This is a genomic window from Achromobacter animicus (assembly GCF_902859585.1).
Taxonomy (GTDB): Bacteria; Pseudomonadota; Gammaproteobacteria; order Burkholderiales; family Burkholderiaceae_B; genus Achromobacter; species Achromobacter animicus.
In genome coordinates this window covers 20307-41166 of record NZ_CADIJM010000013.1, presented here as the reverse complement: position 1 = coordinate 41166, position 20860 = coordinate 20307, and the positions used below count along the sequence as shown (strand labels likewise).

Annotated in this window: 20 protein-coding genes; 14 read left to right on the top strand and 6 right to left on the bottom strand. The window is 66.3% G+C overall.

The window, feature by feature from the left end; genetic code table 11:
* Positions 1 to 12: 12 nt before the first annotated feature.
* The 3 genes from HV681_RS22695 to HV681_RS22685 all read right to left on the bottom strand — a co-directional run bounded on the left by HV681_RS22695 (position 13) and on the right by HV681_RS22685 (position 3244).
* Complete coding sequence (locus HV681_RS22695) at positions 13 to 1242, bottom strand: CaiB/BaiF CoA transferase family protein (RefSeq protein ID WP_105237142.1); 1230 nt, start codon at positions 1240 to 1242, stop codon at positions 13 to 15.
* A gap of 177 nt (positions 1243 to 1419) precedes the next feature.
* On the bottom strand, positions 1420 to 2568 hold the full coding sequence (locus HV681_RS22690; protein ID WP_175125120.1) for an acyl-CoA dehydrogenase family protein: 1149 nt from the start codon (positions 2566 to 2568) through the stop codon (positions 1420 to 1422).
* Positions 2569 to 2620: 52 nt separating this feature from the next.
* On the bottom strand, positions 2621 to 3244 hold the full coding sequence (locus tag HV681_RS22685; protein ID WP_175125119.1) for a TetR/AcrR family transcriptional regulator: 624 nt from the start codon (positions 3242 to 3244) through the stop codon (positions 2621 to 2623).
* 154 nt (positions 3245 to 3398) lie between these two features.
* Between HV681_RS22685 and HV681_RS22680 the strand changes: the two genes are divergently transcribed.
* Both HV681_RS22680 and HV681_RS22675 read left to right on the top strand, forming a co-directional pair.
* A complete protein-coding gene (locus HV681_RS22680) occupies positions 3399 to 4370 on the top strand; it encodes an NAD(P)H-dependent flavin oxidoreductase (protein WP_175125118.1) in 972 nt (323 codons plus the stop codon).
* Entirely contained in the window at positions 4367 to 5104 is a 738-nt protein-coding gene (locus HV681_RS22675) for an enoyl-CoA hydratase-related protein (protein ID WP_175125117.1), read from the top strand. The genes HV681_RS22680 and HV681_RS22675 overlap by 4 nt, the downstream gene beginning before the upstream one ends.
* Before the next feature lie 4 nt (positions 5105 to 5108).
* Here HV681_RS22675 and HV681_RS22670 read toward each other — a convergent pair whose 3' ends face one another.
* Entirely contained in the window at positions 5109 to 5942 is an 834-nt protein-coding gene (locus tag HV681_RS22670; RefSeq protein ID WP_175125116.1) for an enoyl-CoA hydratase/isomerase family protein, read from the bottom strand.
* A 119-nt stretch (positions 5943 to 6061) separates the two neighbouring features.
* Here HV681_RS22670 and HV681_RS22665 point away from each other — a divergent pair, with 119 nt between their 5' ends.
* From HV681_RS22665 to dapD, 12 genes are all read left to right on the top strand, one after another.
* Entirely contained in the window at positions 6062 to 6910 is an 849-nt protein-coding gene (locus HV681_RS22665) for an NAD(P)H-hydrate dehydratase (RefSeq protein ID WP_175125115.1), read from the top strand.
* A gap of 122 nt (positions 6911 to 7032) precedes the next feature.
* On the top strand, positions 7033 to 7266 hold the full coding sequence (locus HV681_RS22660; protein WP_175125114.1) for a hypothetical protein: 234 nt from the start codon (positions 7033 to 7035) through the stop codon (positions 7264 to 7266).
* A gap of 376 nt (positions 7267 to 7642) precedes the next feature.
* The gene (locus HV681_RS22655) at positions 7643 to 9256 is read left to right on the top strand and encodes an ABC transporter substrate-binding protein (protein ID WP_175125113.1); all 1614 of its coding nucleotides are present in this window, start codon (positions 7643 to 7645) and stop codon (positions 9254 to 9256) included.
* A gap of 133 nt (positions 9257 to 9389) precedes the next feature.
* Positions 9390 to 10373 (top strand): M14 family metallopeptidase, encoded by a 984-nt coding sequence (locus tag HV681_RS22650; protein ID WP_175125112.1) that lies wholly within the window; start codon positions 9390 to 9392, stop codon positions 10371 to 10373.
* A 63-nt stretch (positions 10374 to 10436) separates the two neighbouring features.
* Complete coding sequence (locus tag HV681_RS22645) at positions 10437 to 11414, top strand: ABC transporter permease (protein WP_175125111.1); 978 nt, start codon at positions 10437 to 10439, stop codon at positions 11412 to 11414.
* A gap of 6 nt (positions 11415 to 11420) precedes the next feature.
* Complete coding sequence (locus HV681_RS22640; protein WP_105237134.1) at positions 11421 to 12341, top strand: ABC transporter permease; 921 nt, start codon at positions 11421 to 11423, stop codon at positions 12339 to 12341.
* Positions 12338 to 13315: an ABC transporter ATP-binding protein gene (locus HV681_RS22635; protein ID WP_175125110.1), complete on the top strand. Its 978-nt coding sequence runs from the start codon at positions 12338 to 12340 to the stop codon at positions 13313 to 13315. Before HV681_RS22640 ends, HV681_RS22635 begins: the two co-directional genes overlap by 4 nt.
* A gap of 3 nt (positions 13316 to 13318) precedes the next feature.
* Positions 13319 to 14329 carry an ABC transporter ATP-binding protein gene (locus tag HV681_RS22630; protein ID WP_175125109.1) on the top strand — a complete coding sequence of 337 codons (1011 nt, stop codon included), beginning with the start codon at positions 13319 to 13321 and terminating at the stop codon, positions 14327 to 14329.
* Entirely contained in the window at positions 14329 to 15234 is a 906-nt protein-coding gene (locus tag HV681_RS22625; RefSeq protein WP_175125108.1) for an alpha/beta hydrolase family protein, read from the top strand. The genes HV681_RS22630 and HV681_RS22625 overlap by 1 nt, the downstream gene beginning before the upstream one ends.
* 33 nt (positions 15235 to 15267) lie before the next feature.
* On the top strand, positions 15268 to 16398 hold the full coding sequence (locus tag HV681_RS22620) for a M20 family metallopeptidase (protein WP_175125107.1): 1131 nt from the start codon (positions 15268 to 15270) through the stop codon (positions 16396 to 16398).
* 216 nt (positions 16399 to 16614) lie between these two features.
* Complete coding sequence (locus tag HV681_RS22615; protein WP_175125106.1) at positions 16615 to 17865, top strand: IS256 family transposase; 1251 nt, start codon at positions 16615 to 16617, stop codon at positions 17863 to 17865.
* A 295-nt stretch (positions 17866 to 18160) separates the two neighbouring features.
* Entirely contained in the window at positions 18161 to 19138 is a 978-nt protein-coding gene (dapD, locus tag HV681_RS22610) for a 2,3,4,5-tetrahydropyridine-2,6-dicarboxylate N-succinyltransferase (protein ID WP_175125105.1), read from the top strand.
* 75 nt (positions 19139 to 19213) lie between these two features.
* Here dapD and HV681_RS22605 read toward each other — a convergent pair whose 3' ends face one another.
* On the bottom strand, positions 19214 to 19831 hold the full coding sequence (locus tag HV681_RS22605; protein ID WP_175125104.1) for a hypothetical protein: 618 nt from the start codon (positions 19829 to 19831) through the stop codon (positions 19214 to 19216).
* Positions 19832 to 19956: 125 nt separating this feature from the next.
* The gene (locus HV681_RS22600) at positions 19957 to 20811 is read right to left on the bottom strand and encodes a class II glutamine amidotransferase (RefSeq protein ID WP_175125103.1); all 855 of its coding nucleotides are present in this window, start codon (positions 20809 to 20811) and stop codon (positions 19957 to 19959) included.
* Between the last annotated feature and the right edge of the window lie 49 nt (positions 20812 to 20860).

The following is a 20860-nucleotide window of genomic DNA, read 5'->3' as shown; positions in this document are numbered from 1 at the left end:
TTCGCGCGCGCATCAGGCCCGGCTCTGCGCCAGCGCCTGGATTTCTTCGGCCGACAGTCCCAGCTTCTCGGACAGGACCTGCTCGGTGTGCTCGCCCAGCATGGGCGGCGCGCGGCGGTACTCGACCGGGCTGCCGGAAAACTTCAGCGGGCTGGCGGCCACGGGCACGGTGCCGGCGGCCGGATGCGGCAGCTCGCGCTTCATGTTGCGGGCCAGGACGTGCGGGTCTTCGTAGACCTGGTCCAGCGTGTTGATGGGCCCGGCCGGCACGCCCACGCCTTCCAGCGCCGCGAGCCAGTGGTCGCGCTCGCCGGTGGCCATGCGCTCGGCCAAGAGGGGCACGAGTTCCTCGCGGTTCTTCACGCGTTGCGGGTTGGTGGCGAAACGCGGGTCGGCCGACAGCTCGGGCAGGCCGATCGCGCCGCAGTAGTTGCGGAACTGGCTGTCGTTGCCCACGGCCACGATGAGGTGACCATCGCTGGCCGCGAACACCTGGTAGGGAACCAGGTTCTGGTGCGCGTTGCCCGCGCGGCGCGGGGCCACGCCGGAGGTCATGAAGTTCAGGTTCTGATTGGCCATCATGGCGACCTGGCAGTCCAGCAGGGCCATGTCGATGTGCTGGCCCAGGCCGCTGCGGGCGCGCTCGTGCAGCGCGGCCAGGATGCCCACGGTGGAATACATGCCCGTCATCAGGTCGGCCACGGCCACGCCGGCCTTCTGCGGACCGCCGCCGGGCAGGTCGTCGCGCTCGCCCGTGATGCTCATCAGGCCGCCCATGCCCTGGATCATGAAGTCATAGCCGGGACGGCTGGCGTACGGGCCGGTCTGGCCGAAGCCCGTGATCGAGCAATAGATCAGGCGCGGGTTCAGTTCCTTCAGGCTCTCGTAGTCCAGGCCGTACTTGGAAAGCCCGCCGACCTTGAAATTTTCAACCAGGATGTCGCTTTGCAGCGCCAGCTCGCGCACCAGCTCCGCGCCGCGCGGCGACGCGATGTCCAGCGCCACCGACATCTTGTTGCGGTTGGCCGACAGGTAGTAGGCGGCCTCGGTGGTGTCGTGGCCCGCTTCGTCCTTCAGGTACGGGGGGCCCCAGGCGCGCGTATCGTCGCCCGAGCCGGGCCGTTCGATCTTGATCACCTCGGCGCCAAGGTCGGCCAGGTTCTGGGTGCACCAGGGACCCGCCAGCACGCGGGTCAGATCCAGCACGCGTATGCCGGTGAGGGGAGCGGGACGTTGCGACATCGGTAATCTTTTCGCTAGAAGGGAAATGAGAACTTCCGGCCCCGCGGAGAAGCGCCGGGCGGACTGGGATTCCGTCATGCCAGAAGGCGGCCCGCGGGGGCCGCCTTCCGATCAACATTCGTCAGACTGGATATTAGCCTCTGGAACGCGTTGGCCGGACGTCTGGCGACGGAAAGATCAGGAATGCGCCTTGATGGTCTCGCGCGCGATGACCAGCTGCTGGATCTGCGAGGTGCCTTCGAAGATGCGGAACAGGCGCACGTCGCGGTAGAAGCGTTCCACCGCGTATTCGGACATGTAGCCCGCACCGCCGTGGATCTGCACCGCGCGGTCGGCGACGCGGCCCACCATTTCGGTGGAGAAGAGCTTGCAGCAGGCGGCCTGCATGGTGGTGTTCTCGCCACGGTCGCGCATGCGGGCGGCGTCCAGCACCATGCAGCGGGCCGCATACAACTCGGCCTGGCTGTCGGCGATCATCGCCTGGATGAGCTGGAACTCGGCGATGGGCTGGCCGAACTGCTTGCGCTCGTTGGCGTACTGCACGGCGTCGCGCAACAGGCGGTCGGCAATGCCCACGCACAGCGCGGAAATGTGCAGGCGTCCCTTGTCCAGCACGCGCATGGAGGTCCGGAAACCGTTGCCTTCTTCGCCGCCCAGCAGCGCGCTGGCCGGCACGCGGCAGTTGTCGAACACGACGTCGCTGGTCAGCGCGCCGGCCTGGCCCATCTTCTTGTCCGGCTTGCCGATGATGAGGCCCGGCGCGCCCGCTTCGACCAGAAAGCACGAGATCGAATTGGCGCGGCGCTCGGGCGCGGTACGCGCCATGACCGAGAACAGGCCGGCGATGGGCGCGTTGGTGATGTAGCGCTTGGTGCCGTTCAGCACGTAGCAGTCGCCGTCGCGCTCGGCGGACACGCGCAGCGACATGGCGTCGGAACCGGCATCGGGCTCGGTCAGCGCAAAGGAGCCGATGAGCTCGCCGCTGGCCAGCTTGGGCAGGTAATTGGCGCGCTGCTCGTCGGTGCCGGCCAGGACGATGGCCTGCGAGCCGATGCCAATGTTGGTGCCTGCCAGCGAGCGGAAGGCGGGCGAGGTCTGGCCCAGTTCGAACACAACGCGGACCTCTTCTTCCATCGTCAGGCCCAGGCCGCCGTAATCCGGCGAGATCGACAGACCGAACAGGCCCAGGTCGCGCATTTCTTTGACGATGTCCGGCGGCACTTCGCCGCTGGCGGCCAGTTCGTCCTCGGCGGGGATCAGGCGTTCGTGGACGAAGCGGCGGACGGCGTCGATCAGGAGATTCAGGGTTTCGGTGTCGAGGGCCATGATGGAGGTCTCTATAAGCGGATATGGGTCAGGAATGGGGGTGGCGGCCGGTTCAGGCGCGCATGCCGCCCACCAGCAGATCGAAATAGCCGTCGGCGATGGATTCGGCGCTGTCGCCCTGGCCGGGCTTGTACCAGCGCACCATCCAGTTCAGCATCGACAGCACCGCGCGCCCGGTGGCGGCCACGTCCAGCGCGCGGAATGCGCCTTCGGCCACGCCCTGCGCGATCACGTCGCGCAGCTGTTTCTCGTAGTTGTCGCGCAGGCGGGCGGCATCTTCGCGCTCGGACAGCGCCATGCCGGAATACCCGATCAGCATCGTCACGAACTGGGCGTGGTGCTGCTCGAAGTACCGGGCATGTCCCACCATGAAAGCGCGCAGGCGGGCCACGCCGCCCTCGGCGCCGGCCACGTCGCGGCCGACGGTGTGCGTCAGACCCTCCAGCACCTCGAGGATGATGGCGTCGTAGATGTCCTGCTTGGTGGGGTAGTAGTGATAGATGGCCGCCTTGGACACGCCGATCGCGCCGGCCAGGTCGGCAATGGAGCTGCCGTCGTAGCCGCTGCGCGCGAACAGCTTGGCGGCTTCTTCCAGAATGCGTTCGCGCGGGGCGGCCAGGGTGGGTGGCCGGCCCGCACGGGCACGTTTCTGAACGGGTTGGGGGGTGATGCCCATGGACGCCTTTGGCAGGGGCCGCGCGAGGCCGGAGGGTTCTGGCGAACCGCAATTGACAGCCATTCCGCGCATGCCGTTAAATAAAGATTAATTAATTACCGGACGGTCGGTAGGTAATTAATATACTCCAAAACCTACAACGAGACGACGCCCCATGCCCCATCCCCTCGTGACTGATTTGTATGGCCAGATGTCCTTGCCGGTCATCAGTGCCCCGATGTTCATCGTGTCCAATCCCAAGCTGGTCATCGCGCAGTGCACGAGCGGCATCGTGTTGTCGTTTCCCGCGCTGAATGCGCGCCCGCAGACGCTTCTGACCGACTGGCTGGACGAAGTCCAGGCCGGCCTGGCGTCCTACCGCGAGGCCAATCCCGGCGCCCCCGTCGCGCCGTTTGCCGTCAACCAGATCATCCACCAGTCCAACGACCGGCTGGAACAGGACCTGGCGGTATGCGCCAGCCACCGTGTGCCGCTCATCATCACCAGCCTGCGCGCCCCCGGCGACCTGGTGAAGGGCGTGCACGACTGGGGCGGCAAGGTCTTCCATGACGTGACGACGATCCGGCACGCGGAAAAGGCGCTGGAAGCGGGCGTGGACGGGCTGATCCTGGTGTGCGCGGGCGCGGGCGGCCATGCCGGCACGCTCAGCCCCTTCGCGCTGATCTCTGAAGTGCGGCGCTTCTATGACGGCCCCCTGATCCTGTCGGGCGCCATCACCTCGGGCGCGCACGTCCTGGCGGCGCAGGCCATGGGCGCGGACTTCGCCTATATGGGCACGCGCTTCATCGCCAGCGAGGAAGCGAACGCCAGCGACGGCTACAAGGCCGCGATCGTCGAGGCCAGCGCCTCGGACATTCTGTACACGCCGTTCTTCACCGGCATACCGGGCAATTACCTGAAGGCCAGCATCGCGGCCGCCGGCCTGGATCCGGCCAATCTGCCCGCCCCGGACAGCGGCGCATCCAATTTCGGCACGACCCGCGTCAAGCCCTGGAAGGACATCTGGGGCGCCGGCCAGGGCGTGGGCGGCATCGCCAGCGTCGAGCCGGCCCGCAAGATCGTCGACACGCTGCGGCATGAATACGCCGAAGCAAAGGCCCGCCTGGCCACGGGACCGCACGCATGAGCGCCGGCCTGAAGGTGGCGCGCGACGGCGCCATCCTCACGCTGACGATCGACCGCAAGGACCGCCGCAACGCGCTGGACACCGCCACCTATGCCGCCCTGACCGAGCAGATTTCGCTCGCCAGCGCGGACGTGGCGGTCTCAGCGGTCATCCTGACGGGCGCGGGCGAACACTTCACGGCGGGCAACGACCTGCGCGACTTCCAGGCCGAACGCGGGGCGGGCGACAGTGCCGGGCTGACGTTCCTGCGCGCGCTGACCACGGCCGACGTGCCCGTGATCGCCGCGGTCGAGGGTTACGCCATCGGCATCGGCGTGACGCTGCTGCAGCACTGCGATTTTGTCCACATCGGGGAAGGCGCGACCCTGCGCATGCCGTTTGTCGCCCTGGGGCTGTGTCCCGAAGGCGCGTCCAGCCTGCTGATGCCGCGTCTGGTGGGCCGCCGGGCAGCGCAGTGGCTGATGCAGGGCAAAGCTTTTTCGGCGCAGGAGGCGGAGGACGCCGGTCTGGCCACGTCCGTCACGCCCAAGGGCGAGGCGCTGGCTGCGGCCCAAGCCACCGCAGAGGACCTGGCGCGCCAGCCGCCTGCCGCGCTGCGCCTGACCAAGGCCATGATGAAGCGGGCGGACCGCCAGGCCATCCAGGAGACGCTGGACTACGAAGCCCAGCAGTTCCGCGCCCGCCTGCAGACCGAAGAGGCGCAGGCGGCATTCGCCAAGTTCTTCAAGAAATAACGCGTCAGAACGGCGAGTCGGGCCGGAAGTTCGGCGCCCGGCGTTCACGCAGGGAATTGATGCCCTCGCGCACGTCCGGGCCGCCAAAACCCATGAATTCCAGCGCCAGCGACGTGTCGAAGGTCGGTCCGGCCATGCGCAGCCAGTTGTTCAGCGAATATTTGGTCCAGCGGATCGCCGTCTGCGACCCGGCCGCCAGCTTGTTGGCCACTTCGAACGCCTTGCCGATCAGTTCGGCCTCGTCCACGCAGAGCGACACGAGGCCGATGCGTTCGGCTTCCTCGCCAGACACCGTCTCGCACAGCATGAGGTAGTACTTGGCCTTGGCCATGCCGCACAGCAGCGGCCAGACGATGGCGGCGTGGTCGCCCGCCGTGACGCCGAGCCGGGTGTGGCCGTCGATGATGCGGGCGTCGCGCGCCGCGATCGAGATGTCTGCCAGGAGGCCGGCCACCAGCCCCGCCCCCACCGCCGCGCCGTGCATGGCCGACACGATGGGCTTGCTGCAATTGATGATGTTGTAGACCAGGTCGCGCGCCTCGCGCCAGACGCGGGTGCGCACGTCGAAGTCGTCCGCCATCTGCTGCACCAGATCCAGGTCGCCGCCCCCCGAGAAGCCCTTGCCCTCGCCGCGGATCACCACGACCCGCGTGTCCGGATCGGTGTCGATGTCGCGCCAGATATCGGCCAGTTCCCGGTGCATCCGGTCGTCGGCCGTGGACAGCTTGCCCGGCACGCCGCCCTTGGCGCCCATGATCAGTTCCAGCACGCCGCCAGGATGGCGGCGCAGCTTCAGGGATTCGTAGGCCGAATAGTGTTCCAGCGTGATGTCGGTCATTGTCTGCTCCGGGTCTGGTCTTTGGATGTTCGCACCCCGCCCCAAGGCGGCCGCGTTTTTGCGCACTATAGTGGATACGGCCGACCCGCCAAGACGATTTCCCTCCGGAGCCTCACCCCATGAACACCCCCGCCGTCCCCATTGACCGCGCCGCGCTGCCCGCCCTGTTCGCTCCCCGCGCGGACGACTCGCACAAAGGCAGCTTCGGCACCGTGGGCGTGGTGGGCGGCGGTCCCGGCATGACCGGCGCAGCCCTGCTCGCCGCCCGCGCTGCCCTGAAGACCGGCGCCGGCAAGGTGCTGGTGGGTTTCGTGCAGGAAACGCTGCCGCTGCCCTGCGATCCGCTGCAACCCGAACTGATGCTGCGCGACTTCCGTTCGCTGCTGGAAGAAGACTGGGGCGTGACCGCCTGGGTCGCCGGCTGCGGGATCGGCACGGGCGCGCTGGCCGCCAACGCCCTGTCCGAACTGTTCGTCCTGCGGCGGCACGCGCCGCTGGTCCTGGACGCCGACGGCCTGAATCTGCTCGCCCGCGGCGAAATCCGGCCGACCTGGGGCGCGGGGCCCGTCGTGCTGACCCCGCACCCGGCGGAAGCCGCCCGTTTGCTGGGCGTCGGCACCGACACCATCCAGCGCGACCGCCCCGCCGCCGCCCGGCAACTGGCGCAGCGCTTTCAGGCGTGGGTGGTGCTCAAGGGCGCCGGGACCGTGGTGTGCGCCCCGGACGGCGGCCTGCACGTCAACACCACTGGCAACCCGGGCCTCGCCACCGCCGGAACCGGGGACGTATTGGCCGGCATGCTGGGCGCGGTGATCGCCCAGAAGCTGCCCCTGGACCAGGCCGTGCTCGGCGCCGTCTGGCTGCATGGCGCCGCCGCTGATGCACTCGTCGCCCAGGGTGTCGGCCCCATCGGCCTGACGGCCGGCGAGCTTGCCGACGCCGCCCGCGCCCTGCGCAACGCACGCTAAGTCCAAGCCCGACAAAACATTTTTACAACATACTAGGGTTTTCCCCTAAAATGAGATTGCTATTGGCCTAGGGTTATCCCTATAATGGTTTACCCCATGACGAAACGGACTGGAGCCCAACCATGAGCGAACTGACCCTGAACCACACTGCCCGCCTGACCGACGCGCTGGAGCGTGACCTGCTCCGCGGCGCTCTCGAAAACCAACCGAATTCTCACCCGCTGACCAGCCTGAAGAAGGCTGGCCAATCCGTAGCAGCCGCTGTTGCCGCCGTCTTTGCCTTCATCGACGAAGTGAACGAATCGATGAACAAGGCTCGCGCCGCCAGCTCGCGCTTCTCCGGATCGCAGTGGTAATAACAGCCGCGCCAGGCTGAATCGCGACCAATCTCCCGCGACTCAGCCTGGCGCGCTGCCGTTGCCGCGCCCGCCTGGCCCTCCCCAGGCTCCCGCCGCAACGTTTCGGCGCCCGTCCCCTCACCGGCGCCATCGCGTCGCGAGAGGTCCCAAGAGGGACCGCGCGACGCCCTCTCTCCCTTCTCTTCTCGGCGTTTTCCCTAGCGCCCCGATTGCCGCTGCGCATTGACAGCGCGCGAACCCCCTACCGATAATCGGCCCCTTGCCGTCGTGCCCTGGCGACATTTCCCCGCAAGCCCCCTGGCCGACGCAGTCGTCCCCTGGCGCGCGTGGCCGCCTGCACGATCCGGTTCGTTCCCCATCCGGAGTTGTCACCATGAAGTTGCGCACCACCCTGGCCCTTGTGGCCGCCGCCATTCCCCTGGCAGCCGCCCAAGCCCAGACGCTGAAGATCGGCCTGTCGGCCGAACCGACCTCGGCGGACCCCCACTATCACAAGATGACGCAGAACGACGCGTTCTCCGCGCACGTCTACAACTCGCTGGTGGGCCGCAGCGCCGACATGAAGCTGGTTCCCCAGCTTGCGACTTCCTGGAAGAACCTGGACGACCTGACCTGGGAATTCAAGCTGCGCGACGACGTCAAGTTCTCGAACGGCAAGCCGTTCACGTCCGAAGACGTGCTGTTCACGATCTGCCGGACGCTGAACAACGAAACCAACGTGTCGCAGTCCTACATGGACATGACCAAGCGCATCACCGACGTCCAGACGCCGGACGCGCACACCGTCATCATCAAGACGGGCGAACCCTTCCCCCTGATGCCGGCCGAACTGGCCCGCTCGCTGCCGATCATCTGGAACGGCATCGTCGAACACGGCAAGCTCACGTACGACCCCAAGAAGGGTTGCGGCGTGACGGGCGCCTGGCCCACGGTGGTCGACTTCAACAACGGCAAGGACGCCATCGGCACCGGCCCCTACATGCTGAAGTCCTACGTCAAGGGCACCGGCATCGAGCTGGTCCGCAACGAGAACTACTGGGGCGAGAAGCCGCACTGGAAGGAAGTGAAGTTCGTGCCGGTGCCGTCCGCCGGCCCGCGCCTGACCGGCCTGCTCTCCGGCGACTTCGACATGATCGAAAACCCCGCCGCGCGTGACCTGCCGCGCCTGAAGGACAACCCGAAGTTCGCCTTTGTGGCCACGCCGTCCACCCGACTGGTGTTCTTCCAGCCGGACGTGGGCCGCAACCCCAGCCCGTTCGTCAAGAGCGCCGACGGCAAGAACCCGCTGCAGGACCTGCGCGTCCGGAAAGCCATCAACATGGCCATCGACCGCAAGACGATCACCGCCCGCATCATGGACGGCATGGCCACCCCGGCCTTCCAGTTCATGCCCGACGGCATGTTCGGCGCCCTGCCCAAGGCCCCGGAAATCAAGTACGACCCGGAAGGCGCCAAGAAGCTGCTGGCCGAAGCCGGCTACCCGAACGGCTTTGAACTGACGCTGTCGTCCACCAACGACCGTTACGTCAACGACGGCCAGGTCGCCCAGGCAGTCGCCCAGTACCTGTCGCGCGTCGGCATCAAGACCAACGTGGACGCGATGACCGCCTCCATCTACTTCCCCAAGCGCGCCAAGCGCGAGTTCAGCTTCTCGATGGGCGGCTGGCCGGCGGAAACCGGTGAAGCCTCGGCGCTGTTCCAGTTGTGGGTCGCCACGCTGGATTCGCCCGTCAGCCTGGGCACCAGCAACTACGGCGGCTTCTCGAACGCCGACTTCGACAAGGTCTACAAGCAGGCCATCGTGACGGTCGACCCCGCCAAGCGCGAAAAGCTGCTGCAGGAATCCACCCAGATCGCCCTGGACAACGTGCCGCTGATCCCGCTGCACTTCGAAAGCAGCATCTGGGCATACCGCAAGGGCATCTCGTACGAAGGCCGCCGCGACCAGTACACCCTGGCCACCTCGGTCAAGCCCGACGCCAAGTGAGCCGGCAGGGCTGAGTAAAGAAGAAACGGCTGCCTCGTGCAGCCGTTTTGCCTTGTGGCGGCGCAAATGCGCCCCGCTTTGCCCGAGTTCCCCGCCCCATCCCCTACAATCGTCTCGCTTCATCGGAACCGCCATGCCCACGTCTTTGCCCCCGTCTTCGTCCGCCCCTGCCCCCCGTCCTTTCCTGTTGGCCTGTCCGGACCTGTCGGCCGAGCGCGTGGGCAACACCGATACGCCCGGCGTCTGGCATTTCGATTCCGGCGCGCCCGGCAAGCGGGTGATGCTGAGCGCGCTGATCCACGGCAACGAACTGTGCGGCGCCTGGGCGCTGAAGGACCTGCTTGCCGCCGGCCTGCGCCCGCGCCGCGGCACGCTGACGCTGGCGTTCTGTAACCTGGCGGCGTTCGACCGCTTCGACGCCCGCAATTACGCCCCCGCGCGCTTCGTGGACGAAGACATGAACCGCGTCTGGAGCGAGGACAAGCTGTCCGCGCCGATCTCCCAAGAGCGCCGCCGCGCCGCCGAGCTCCGTCCGTGGGTGGAGCAGGCGGACTGGCTGCTCGACTTCCATTCGATGAGCAATTCCGACGTGCCGCTGCAGCTGACCGGCCTGGAACAGCGCAACATCGATCTGGCGCTGGCATTGGGCAATCCCGCCACAATCATTGCCGACGCGGGCCACGCCGCCGGTGTGCGCATGCGCGATTTCGGCCGTTTCGGCGAAGCCGGCGACAACGGCACGCGGTCCCTGCTGATTGAATGCGGTTTCCATGGCGCCCCCGAGGCGCGCGGCGTGGCCGCCGACCAGATGGCGCGCTTTCTGGTGCAGGCCGGCACGGTGGACCGCAGCGACATCCCCGCCGCCTGGTTCGCGCCCGGCGCGCCGCTGCAGCGCGCGCTGCGCGTCACGCACGCTGTCGCCGCCAAGAGCGCCGACTTCCGTTTCGCCGAGGCCTGGAAGGGCCTGGAGATGCTGCCCAAGGCGGGCACCGTCATCGGCTGGTCGGAAGGCGAGCCCGTCACCACCCCGTACGACAACTGCGTGCTCATCATGCCCTCCACCGCCAACCTGCGGCCCGGCGTCACCGTCGTGCGCCTGGCGCAGCCGATTGCGTAGCGTACGGCCTGCCAACCCCCCCGGCTTTTCCCCAACCCCTGAGCCCACCAAGGAAATCATCTCGTGGCCTTGTTCATCCTACGCAGACTGATACAGAGTCTGTTCGTGCTGCTGGCCGTTTCGGTCGTGGTCTTCTTCGCGGTGTATGCCGTGGGCGACCCGATCGAGCTGCTGGTCAGCCCCGAAGCCAGCCAGGCCGCGCGCGAGGCGATGATCGCCCGCCTGGGCCTGGACCTGCCCGTGTGGCAGCAGTACACAGGCTTCCTGTGGCGCGCGGTGCACGGCGACCTGGGCACGTCCTTCGTGCACGGCATCCCGGCGATCGAACTGATCGTGCAGCGCATTCCGGCCACGTTCGAGCTCGTGATCGTCGCGATCATGCTGACCTGTGTGATCGGCATTCCGCTGGGCCTGATCGCGGGCCTGTACCGCGATGAGTACGTGGGCCGCGGCATCATGGCCTCGTCCGTGCTGGGCTTTTCGCTGCCGAACTTCTGGCAGGGCATGATGCTGATCCTGCTGTTCGCCGTCTGGCTGGGCTGGCTGCCCGCCACCGGCCGCGGCGACACGGTGACCGTGCTGGGCGTGCGCCTGTCCATCCTGACCGCCGACGGCTGGTCGCACCTGATCATGCCCGCCATCAACCTGGCGCTGGCCAACATCGCCCTGGTGCTGCGCCTGACGGCCTCCGGCGTGGTGGAAGCCCGCAGCCAGGACTACGTGAAGTTCGCGCGCGCCAAGGGCGTCAAACCCGGCCGCATCGTGCGCCGCCACATCCTGCGCAACATCCTGATCCCGGTGGTCACGGTGATCGGCATGGAGTTCGGCACGCTGATCGCCTACTCGACCATCACCGAGACCGTGTTCGCGTGGCCCGGCATGGGCAAGCTGCTGATCGACAGCGTGTACCAGCTCGACCGCCCCGTCGTCGTCGCCTACGTGATGCTGGTCACGCTGATCTTCGTCATCATCAACCTGGTTGTGGACATCCTGTACGCCGCGCTCGACCCGCGCGTGCAGCTCGTGGCCCCCGCTCATTGAACCGCCATGGCTAACTCTCCCAATCCCGGCCGCACCCGCACCGTCCAGCCTCTGGCCGAGACGCCCCGGCGCGCCGCCATCCTGAAAAAACTGCATGCGCGCCCCACGGTGCGCGGCTCGGTCATCGCGCTGGCCGTCCTGATCATCCTGGTGGTCTTCGCGCCATTCTTCGCGCCGCAGAATCCGTACGACCTGGCCAACCTGTCGCTCATGGACGGGCGCCTGGCCCCGCGCCAGGCGCTGATGGACGGCAGCATCGCCTGGCTGGGCACCGACGACCAGGGCCGCGACATGCTCAGCGCCATCCTGTATGGCCTGCGCATCAGCCTGATGGTGGGCCTGTCCGCCGTCGTGCTGGCAACCGCCATCGGCGGCGCGATCGGCCTGGTGGCCGCCTACATCGGCGGCTGGGTCGACACCGTGCTGATGCGCATCGTCGACTTCATCCTGGGCTTTCCGACCATTCTGGTGGCGCTGGTGCTGCTGGTGGTGCTGGGCCGGGGGGTCGACAAGGTGATCCTGGCGCTTGTCCTGGTGCAATGGGGCCACTACGCTCGGATCATGCGCAGCCGCGCCCTGCAGGAACGCCGCAAGGAATACGTCGAGGCCGCGGCCAACCTGGGCTTTCCGGCGTGGCGCATCATGCTCTTTCACCTGTTGCCCAACTGCCTGGGTCCGGTGATGGTGTTCGCCACCATCCAGATCGCGACCGCGATCGCGCTGGAAGCGACGCTGTCGTTCCTGGGCGTGGGCGTGCCGATCACCGAACCGTCGCTGGGCCTCTTGATCTCCAACGGCTTCCAATACCTGCTGTCGGGCGACTACTGGATCAGCCTGTTCCCGGGCATTGCGCTGCTGGTTCTCATCCTCTCCATCAACATCGTGGGTGACCGCCTGCGCGAAAGCCTGGATCCTCGTCGAGCATGAGCGACATTCTTCTTGATGTGCGCGGCCTGCGCACTGCATTCCATACCGAGGCCGGCGCGTGGCTGGCGGTCGACGGTGTCGACCTGACCGTGCGCCGTGGCGAAATCGTAGGCCTGGTGGGCGAGTCCGGTTCGGGCAAGTCGGTCACGGGCTTTTCGCTGCTGGGCCTCATCGACCCGCCGGGCGAAGTCGTCGACGGCGAAGTGAAGTTCAAGGGCACGGACCTGCGCAAGCTGTCTGAAGAGCAGATGCGCCAGTTGCGCGGCAACCGCATCGCCATGATCTTCCAGGACCCGCTGATGACGCTGAACCCGGTGCTGCGCATCGGCGAGCAGATGATGGAAGCCATCCTGACGCACGAGGACGTGCCGCGCGCCCAGGCCGAGGAACGCTGCCGCGAGGCGCTGGCCATGGTCGGCATCCCGTCGCCGGAAAAGCGGCTGAAGAGCTATCCGCACGAATTCTCGGGCGGCATGCGTCAGCGCGTGGCAATCGCGATTGCGATGCTGAACAAACCCGACCTGATCATCTGCGACGAGCCCACGACCGCGCTGGACGTCACCATCCAGGGCCAGATCCTGTACCGCATGCAGCAGATCTGCCGCGAGCACAACACCGCGCTGATCTGGATTACCCACGACCTGGGCGTGGTGGCCGAGCTGGCGGACCGCGTGGCCGTGATGTATGCCGGCCGTATCGTGGAAAGCGGTCCGGTCGAACAGGTGCTGGATGCGCCGCGCCACCCCTATACCAAGGGCCTTCTGGACTCGATGCCCGGCGCCACGCAGCCGGGCGCGCGCCTGCACCAGATCAACGGCATGGCGCCCAGCCTGGCGGGCCGTCCGTCGGGCTGTGCGTTCCGGCCGCGCTGCGTCAACGCGGTCACGCGCTGCACCGAGCAGGCCCCCTCCGTCACCACCGAAGGTTCGCGCAGCTATCGCTGTTACGTGCCGATTGCCCGCGAGGCACAGTAAGCAATGAGCCAAGCCGATACCCCCGTCATCGAGCTCAAGAACGTCCACAAGCGCTTCGAGCAGCGGCCTGACCTGGCCCAACGCATTCTCGCCCTGACCGGCCGCCCCATCGACCGCCGCACCGTGTACGCGGTGAACGGCGTGGACCTGTCCATCAAGCGCGGCGAAGTCGTGGGCCTGGTGGGCGAGTCCGGTTGCGGCAAGTCCACGCTGGGACGCGTCGTGGCCGGCCTGCATCGCCAGACCGAAGGCGAGCTGCTGTACCAGGGCCTGGACGCCAACCGCCTGCGCGGCGCCGACAAGCTGGCGTACACGCTGGGCGTGCAGATGATCTTCCAGGATCCGCAGGCCTCGCTGAACCCGCGCCAGCGGCTGCGGCAGATCCTGGGCGAATCGCTGAAGGTGCACAAGCTGGCGCCCCCGGCGGAGATCCCCGCCCGCGTCGACCAGGCGCTCACGGAAGTGGGTCTGGCCACCGAATACCGCGACCGCTTCCCGCATCAGATCTCGGGCGGTCAACGCCAGCGCATCGGCATCGCCCGCGCGCTGATGGTGGCGCCCAAGTTCCTGGTCTGTGATGAACCGGTGGCGGCGCTGGACGTGTCGATCCAGGCGCAGGTGATCAACCTGTTCATGGACCTGCGCGAACAGCACGGTTTCACGTACCTGTTCATCAGCCATGACCTGGGCGTGGTCAAGCACATCTCGGACCGCGTCGCGATCATGTATCTGGGTAAGATCGTGGAGATCTCGACGTCGGCCGAAATCTTTGCCCGCGCCAATCATCCGTACACGCAGGCGCTGATGGCCGAAGTGCCGGACGTGGCGCGCCGCGGCCGCAAATTCACGCCGATCAAGGGCGAGATTCCGTCGCCGCTGAATCCGCCGTCCGGCTGCACGTTCAACCCCCGCTGTCCCCACGCGATGCCGCGCTGCCGTGAAGTGGCGCCGGCCCTGAAAGAAATCTCGGCGGGCCACTGGTCGGCCTGCCACCTGAACGAAGCGAGCGCCTGATGAAACCTTCCGATATGTCCAACGTGGACCGCATCGCCATCGAAATGGGCCATGCGGGCCGCAACGCGATCCTGTACGTGGACGAGGACCGCAACTACGACCGTCCGTTCAAGCTGCAGACCTATCGCCCCTACGGCTACACGCCGGACCGCCCGGTGGTGATCGTGCAGCACGGCGTGCTGCGCAACGGCGACGAATACCGCGATTTCTGGGTCGAAGCCGCCGACAAGCACAAGCTGCTGATCGTGGCGCTGACGTTCTCGAACGAAATCTGGCCGGGCGTTGAAAGCTACAACAACGGCCGCGTGTTTTCGGCCGGCGGCAATCCGCGCCACATCGATGGCTGGACGTATGCGCTGGTGGGCAACGTCATCAAGGACATGATCGCCGGCGAGATCACCGACGGGCAGAACGTTTACCTGTTCGGCCACAGCGCGGGCGGCCAGTTTGTCCACCGCCTGATGAGCAGCCAACCGCACGCGCCGTTCAAGGCGGTGACGGCGGGCAATCCGGGCTGGTACACGCTGCCGACGTTCGATCATCCCTATCCCGAGGGCATGGACGGCGTGGGGCTGACCGAGGACCATCTGGTGAAGCTGCTGGCCTACCCGATGACGATCCTGGCGGGCGACAAGGACATCGAGACCAACGATCCCAACCTGCCGTCCGAGCCCGCGGCAATGCGCCAGGGCCCGCACCGCTTTGCCCGTGCGCAAAACTACTTCGAATTCGGCCGCAAAGAGGCCGAGCGCCGTGGCGTGCCGTTTGGCTGGAAGCTGCAGGTGGTGCCGGGCATCGGCCACGACGGCCGCGCGATGTCTGCCGTGTGCGCGAGCCTGTGGTTCGATGGCAAGATGCCCGACGATGCCGAGCTCGCCCGCCTGGCCGGCCAGCAGGTCGCCTGAATTCCTTTTCCATTGCTGAAATCCGATACCGCCATGTCCAACACCCAGAGCACTGAACAGATCGTCGCCGGCATTCAAAGCTGGCTGCAATGCGAGTCGCCGTCGAACTTCCCGGAAGGCATCGCCGCGATGGCGCGCATCATCGCCGACTACGCGGCTGCGGCCGGCCTGACGGTGGAGCTGTCGTCGCTGGGGCCCACGACGGGCCCGCTGCTGTACGCGACCAACCGCGCGCCGGGCGATACGCATCCGGGCATCCTGATCCTGGCGCACATGGATACGGTGCATCCGGTGGGCACGCTGCTGGAAAACCCGGTGCGCATCGACGGCGACCGTCTCTACGGCCCGGGCAGCTATGACATGAAGGCGGGTATCTATCTGGCGCTGACGGCGCTGGCCGGCGTGGCGCGTCCGGGTGCGACGCAACTGCCGGTGGATTTCCTGGTGGTGCCCGACGAAGAAACGGGCAGCCACGCCTCGCGCGCGCATATCGAACGCTTCGCCGCCAATGCAAAGTACGCGCTGGTGTGCGAACCGGCCCGCCCCAACGGCGGCAAGTGCGTGACGGCACGCAAGGGGACGGGCATGCTGAATCTGAACGTGAAGGGCCGCCCGGCCCACGCAGGCATGCAACACGAGAAGGGCCGCAGCGCGATCCGCGAGATGGCGCACCAGGTGCTGGCGCTGGAAGCGATGACGGACTACGACCGTGGCATCACGGTGAGCGTGGGGACCATCGCGGGCGGTACGGTCACGAACACGGTTCCGGCGCTGTGCCGCTGCGTGGTGGATTTCCGCGTGCCTGACATGGGCGCCGCGGAAGACGTGCTGCGCCGGATGCGTGAACTGTGCGCAGTGGGTCCGGACGTTGAACTGGACATCGACGTGGAACTGAACCGTCCGCCGATGGTGAAGACGGAGGCGGCGGCTGCGTTGCTGGCCTTGGTGCAGGGGTTTGCGGATCGCGCGGGCTTCTTGCTTGAAGATGCGCCGATGACGGGTGGCGGCAGCGATGCCAACTTCACGTCGGCAATGGGTATTCCGACGCTGGATGGGTTGGGAGCGGATGGGGATGGCGCGCATACGTTGAATGAGTATGTGCTGGTGTCTACGTTGGAGCAGCGGTTGAAGTTTTGGGAATTGCTGCTGCGGGATTTGGCTTGATCTAGCTCTTGTTGCTTTGCGCGATGAGTTGAGTTCTTAAGACGTCCGGCACGGTGGCGGCCCGGGGCGCGCGGGGCCACGATTGCGGTCCGGAGCCTTCGCTCCGGACCGCAATCGTGGGCGATCGTGCCCACGGGGACCGCGGCGTCGGGCGACCTACGGGGGAGTGTCATAAATTTTGTGTTTGGGGCCTAACATGTTGCTCAAGGAGCATGTATGGCTACCAAGAAAAAGACACCGCTGAGGGAACTGCCGGCGATTCCCGCAGAGTTGGTTGATCAATTCGTCAAAGGCCCGATGACCGCCGAGGCGGTGCAGGACCTGTCGATGGCGTTCAAGAAGGCGCTGATCGAACGGGCCCTTGGAGCGGAATTGGGCCACCATCTGGGCTACCCGGCGGGCGGCGAGCGCCCCGAGCAGGCCACCAATCAACGCAACGGCAAGAGCTCCAAGACGGTCCTGACCGATGATGGGCCGCTTCGGGTAGAGATCCCACGCGACCGCGATGGCAGCTTCGCTCCGATCCTGATCCCCAAGCACGAGCGCCGCTTTACCGGGTTCGACGACAAGATCATCGCCATGTACGCCCGCGGGATGACGGTGCGCGAAATCCAAGGGTTTCTGCTCGAGCAGTACGGCACGGAAGTCTCGCCGGAGTTCGTCAGCTCGGTGACCGACGCGGTGATGGACGAGGTCACGGCCTGGCAAACGCGGCCCCTGGAGACGATGTATCCGGTGGTGTTCTTCGACGCGCTGAGGGTCAAGATCCGCGAGGACGGCGTGGTGCGCAACAAGGCCGTTTACTTGGCGCTGGCGGTGTTGCCAGACGGCACGCGCGACATCCTGGGCCTGTGGATCGAGCAGACTGAGGGCGCCAAGTTCTGGATTAAGGTGTTCAACGAGCTCAAAACCCGCGGCACGCAGGACATCCTGATCGCTGTCACTGACGGTCTGAAAGGCATGGAGCAGGCGCTGAGCGCGGTGTTCCCGGCCACGACGCTGCAGACTTGCATCGTGCACCTGATCCGATCCAGCCTGGAATACGCCAGCTGGAAGGAGCGCCGGACGGTGGCTGCGGCACTGAGGCCGATCTATACGGCGACGACCGTGGAGGCAGCGCTGGCCGCGCTCGTGCAGTTCGAGCAAGGCCCTTGGGGCCAGCGCTACGCCCCGATCGCTGACGCATGGCGCCGGGCCTGGGACCGTGTGATCCCGTTCTTTACGTTCCCACCGGCGATCCGCAAGGTGATTTACACCACCAATGCGATCGAGAGCATTAATGCCCAACTGCGCCGCGCGGTGAAAACGCGAGGTCACTTCCCAAGCGACGAAGCCGCCACCAAGCTACTGTGGCTGGTCTTGCGCAACATCACCGGGGCCTGGGGCAGCGCCACGCACGACTGGAAGGCCGCTATGAACCAGTTCGCCGTGATTTATGCAGAACGCTTCACTGACCCGTATCGCTGAGATAGCATCAATAAGCCTGATAGAAACAACTATCAGGCTTCTAACGCCTCAAACACAAAAATACTGACACTCCCACCTACGGAGACCTGCCGCCACGAAGGCTGATGTCTCGAGGGCCGATATCAGACACCCTGACGAAGACGATTGTCAGCTCGGATCACCGTCTCAGCAGGTCTCAGACACCTAGCCATAACTACATCCGTAGACAAACCCACCACCATCCAAATACCACCATCATCCAGATCCATTCGCCTAGAATGTCGCCCACCAAAATCGCCATCCCCCACCATCTCTCATGTCCGCCGCCCCCACCAGCGCCATCGCTTACGGCCTAGCCACGTTAGCCGCCGACGGCACCATCCTTGACACTTGGTATCCGCGTCCCTCGCTCGCCGACAACGCCCCTCCCACCGGGACTCGTCATCTGACGCCTGAGGAAGCGCGCGCCGCGCTTGGCGAGCACGTGGCCACGGCGCTCTTCCGGGACACGCGCCGCAAGGTCGATATCGTTGCCGTGCGCACCGCCATTTCCTCGCTCGACGAGCCGCCCGCTGATGCTCACGACGCCTACCTGCGTCTGCATCTGCTCAGTCATCGGCTCATCCGGCCGCATGACGCCAATCTGGATGGGTTGTTTGGCGTGCTCGCCAATGTCGCGTGGACCTCGGTGGGGCCTTGTGCGGTGGATCAGGTTGACGCGCTGCGCTGGCATCTGCGCGCCACCGGGCAGGTTCTGGAAATTCGTGGCGTGGACAAGATTCCGCGCATGACCGATTACGTCGTGGCCAGTGGCGTGCGTATCGCGGACACGGCGCGTGTGCGGCTGGGCGCGCATCTGTCGCCGGGCACCACCGTGCTGCATGAAGGGTTCTGCAATTTCAACGCCGGCACGCTCGGCGCGTCCATGGTCGAAGGCCGCATCAGTGCGGGCGTGATCGTGGACGATGGCACCGATATTGGCGGCGGCGCGTCGATCATGGGGACCATGTCGGGTGGCGGCAAGCAGGTGGTGTCCATCGGCAAGCGTTGCCTGCTTGGCGCCAATTCGGGCATCGGCATTTCGCTGGGCGACGATTGCGTGGTCGAGGCCGGTTGCTACGTCACCGCTGGCACACGGGTGCTGACGCCGGAGGGCGCGGTGGTCAAGGCGGTGTCGCTGGCCGGTCAGCACGGGCTGCTGTTCCGCCGCAACTCGCAGACCGGCGCGGTGGAAGCGCTGGTGCGGACCGCGGCGTGGGGCACGTTGAATCCCGCGCTGCATTCGGGGCACTGAATGGAATATGGCCGCTGCGAGCGGCCATATCAATCATGCGGCGTGCGCTCGGTTACCTGAGCCGGCGCCTTGGCGTCAGGCGTATTCCGCCGTTTGCCCCAGCTGGTTGTACACCAGGTTGACGAAAAGGTCGGAACTCAGGATGCGCGCCACGCGGCATGAGAAGACCGTCTTGCCGCTGTCGTCCTGCAGGGTGACCGTGTCGGTCCAGTCATTCAGATCGATGGGCTGCAGCGACTCGTAGGGCCACGTGACGCCGTCGATGTGCAGGCCTTGCGCGGACAAGGACACTTCGCGCGTTTCAAGGTTGGGGAAGGTGCCGCCGGTGATATAGCGGAACGTGACGCGCGCGCCCTGCTCGGTCAGCGATTCCAGAACCGGCAGCCGGCGCGCCACGTACTGCGAGCGGAAGGCGTCCATGAACGCAGGGAATTCGTCGATGCCGGCGGCGACTGTCCAGGCGCCTTGGGCAGCGCTGCGGTACGCCAGGCGGTCGGCAGATCCTGCTGGCGAGTCCGGCTGGCCGGTGTAGAGGCAGAGATCCTGGATGTCCGCGAATGCGGTGTAGGTGCGGGCGCCGCCTTCCTGGCTGACGACTCCGTTTTCGTGCAATTCAAAGCAATCCGGGGCGCTCCCCGTGCGGGTAAACACCGCGAATGCGTCTATGGCCTGCGGGGTTTCTCTATCTGTCATGCAACTTCCTGAATGGATTGGGGTGCTATCGCGGCCCAGGACGTCGCAATGTCTTGCGAGCCGTATTCTCCCCCATATGCGGATTACGTGCTTGATGACCCCAATTCCCGCACGTTGAACGGAAATCACTCGCCCGGCGGAATCGGCGCGAAACGCATGTGCTGCACGTCGCCGCGTCCGGCGATGATCGCGGTGGATTCGGGCACTTCTTCCCAGACACCGGCCATGTCCGACAGCGGCTCTGACAGTAGCAGGAAGGCATCGTCGTCCATGGCGGCGATCTGCGCGTTGTCCGGGTAGAGTTCGCGCAGGTGGCGCACGCAGGTGTTGTGAAACAGCGTGCGCGAGTCGCCTTCGCTGGAATAACGCACCGCGATCAGGCGCTCGCCGTCCAGCGCGCATACGGTCATGTTGATGGGATGCGCCACGCCGTGGCGCCGGCCGGTTTCCTCGACCGCGCCCACCATGCGGGCGATTGCGGGGATCGGGTCTTCGTCCAGGCCGAACGTAAGGGCCAGAAGAAACATCACCTCGGAGTCCGTGGAGCCTTCCAGCGATCCGAAATACGCGGGCGCAATCATCAGCATCAGATCACGGCGCAGCAGCGGGTAGTCGCGGATGAGGCCGTTGTGCACGAACAGCCATTGCCCGTGCCGAAAAGGGTGGCAGTTGGTCTCTTGCGCGGGGGTATCGGTGGCGGCGCGGATGTGCGCGACGAAGTGCGGTGCGTGGATGGCGCGGGCGGCCTCGCGCAGATTGCGGTCGTTCCAGGCCGGATGCACGCTGCGATAGCGGAACGGCGGTTCGATGGGGCGGCCTTCGATGGGGCGGCTGTACCAGCCCAGCCCGAAACCGTCGCCATTCGTGGTGGTGGCGCCCAGGCGGGAATGCAGGCTTTGTTCGATGAGCGAGTGCTTGGCCTTGAACAGCACGCTCTCCATCTGCAGGGGACTACCGGTGTAAGCCAGCCAACGGCACATGATGCGCTCCTTCGATCCGGATAGGCCAGTGTAGGAGCGGGGCGCGCGT

Coding starts and splice junctions, on each gene's coding strand:
- HV681_RS22695 (WP_105237142.1), bottom strand. CDS start 1,242: ATGTCGCAACGTCCCGCTCCCCTCACCGGCATACGCGTGCTGGATCTG.
- HV681_RS22690 (WP_175125120.1), bottom strand. CDS start 2,568: ATGGCCCTCGACACCGAAACCCTGAATCTCCTGATCGACGCCGTCCGC.
- HV681_RS22685 (WP_175125119.1), bottom strand. CDS start 3,244: ATGGGCATCACCCCCCAACCCGTTCAGAAACGTGCCCGTGCGGGCCGG.
- HV681_RS22680 (WP_175125118.1), top strand. CDS start 3,399: ATGCCCCATCCCCTCGTGACTGATTTGTATGGCCAGATGTCCTTGCCG.
- HV681_RS22675 (WP_175125117.1), top strand. CDS start 4,367: ATGAGCGCCGGCCTGAAGGTGGCGCGCGACGGCGCCATCCTCACGCTG.
- HV681_RS22670 (WP_175125116.1), bottom strand. CDS start 5,942: ATGACCGACATCACGCTGGAACACTATTCGGCCTACGAATCCCTGAAG.
- HV681_RS22665 (WP_175125115.1), top strand. CDS start 6,062: ATGAACACCCCCGCCGTCCCCATTGACCGCGCCGCGCTGCCCGCCCTG.
- HV681_RS22660 (WP_175125114.1), top strand. CDS start 7,033: ATGAGCGAACTGACCCTGAACCACACTGCCCGCCTGACCGACGCGCTG.
- HV681_RS22655 (WP_175125113.1), top strand. CDS start 7,643: ATGAAGTTGCGCACCACCCTGGCCCTTGTGGCCGCCGCCATTCCCCTG.
- HV681_RS22650 (WP_175125112.1), top strand. CDS start 9,390: ATGCCCACGTCTTTGCCCCCGTCTTCGTCCGCCCCTGCCCCCCGTCCT.
- HV681_RS22640 (WP_105237134.1), top strand. CDS start 11,421: ATGGCTAACTCTCCCAATCCCGGCCGCACCCGCACCGTCCAGCCTCTG.
- HV681_RS22635 (WP_175125110.1), top strand. CDS start 12,338: ATGAGCGACATTCTTCTTGATGTGCGCGGCCTGCGCACTGCATTCCAT.
- HV681_RS22630 (WP_175125109.1), top strand. CDS start 13,319: ATGAGCCAAGCCGATACCCCCGTCATCGAGCTCAAGAACGTCCACAAG.
- HV681_RS22625 (WP_175125108.1), top strand. CDS start 14,329: ATGAAACCTTCCGATATGTCCAACGTGGACCGCATCGCCATCGAAATG.
- HV681_RS22620 (WP_175125107.1), top strand. CDS start 15,268: ATGTCCAACACCCAGAGCACTGAACAGATCGTCGCCGGCATTCAAAGC.
- HV681_RS22615 (WP_175125106.1), top strand. CDS start 16,615: ATGGCTACCAAGAAAAAGACACCGCTGAGGGAACTGCCGGCGATTCCC.
- dapD (WP_175125105.1), top strand. CDS start 18,161: ATGTCCGCCGCCCCCACCAGCGCCATCGCTTACGGCCTAGCCACGTTA.
- HV681_RS22605 (WP_175125104.1), bottom strand. CDS start 19,831: ATGACAGATAGAGAAACCCCGCAGGCCATAGACGCATTCGCGGTGTTT.
- HV681_RS22600 (WP_175125103.1), bottom strand. CDS start 20,811: ATGTGCCGTTGGCTGGCTTACACCGGTAGTCCCCTGCAGATGGAGAGC.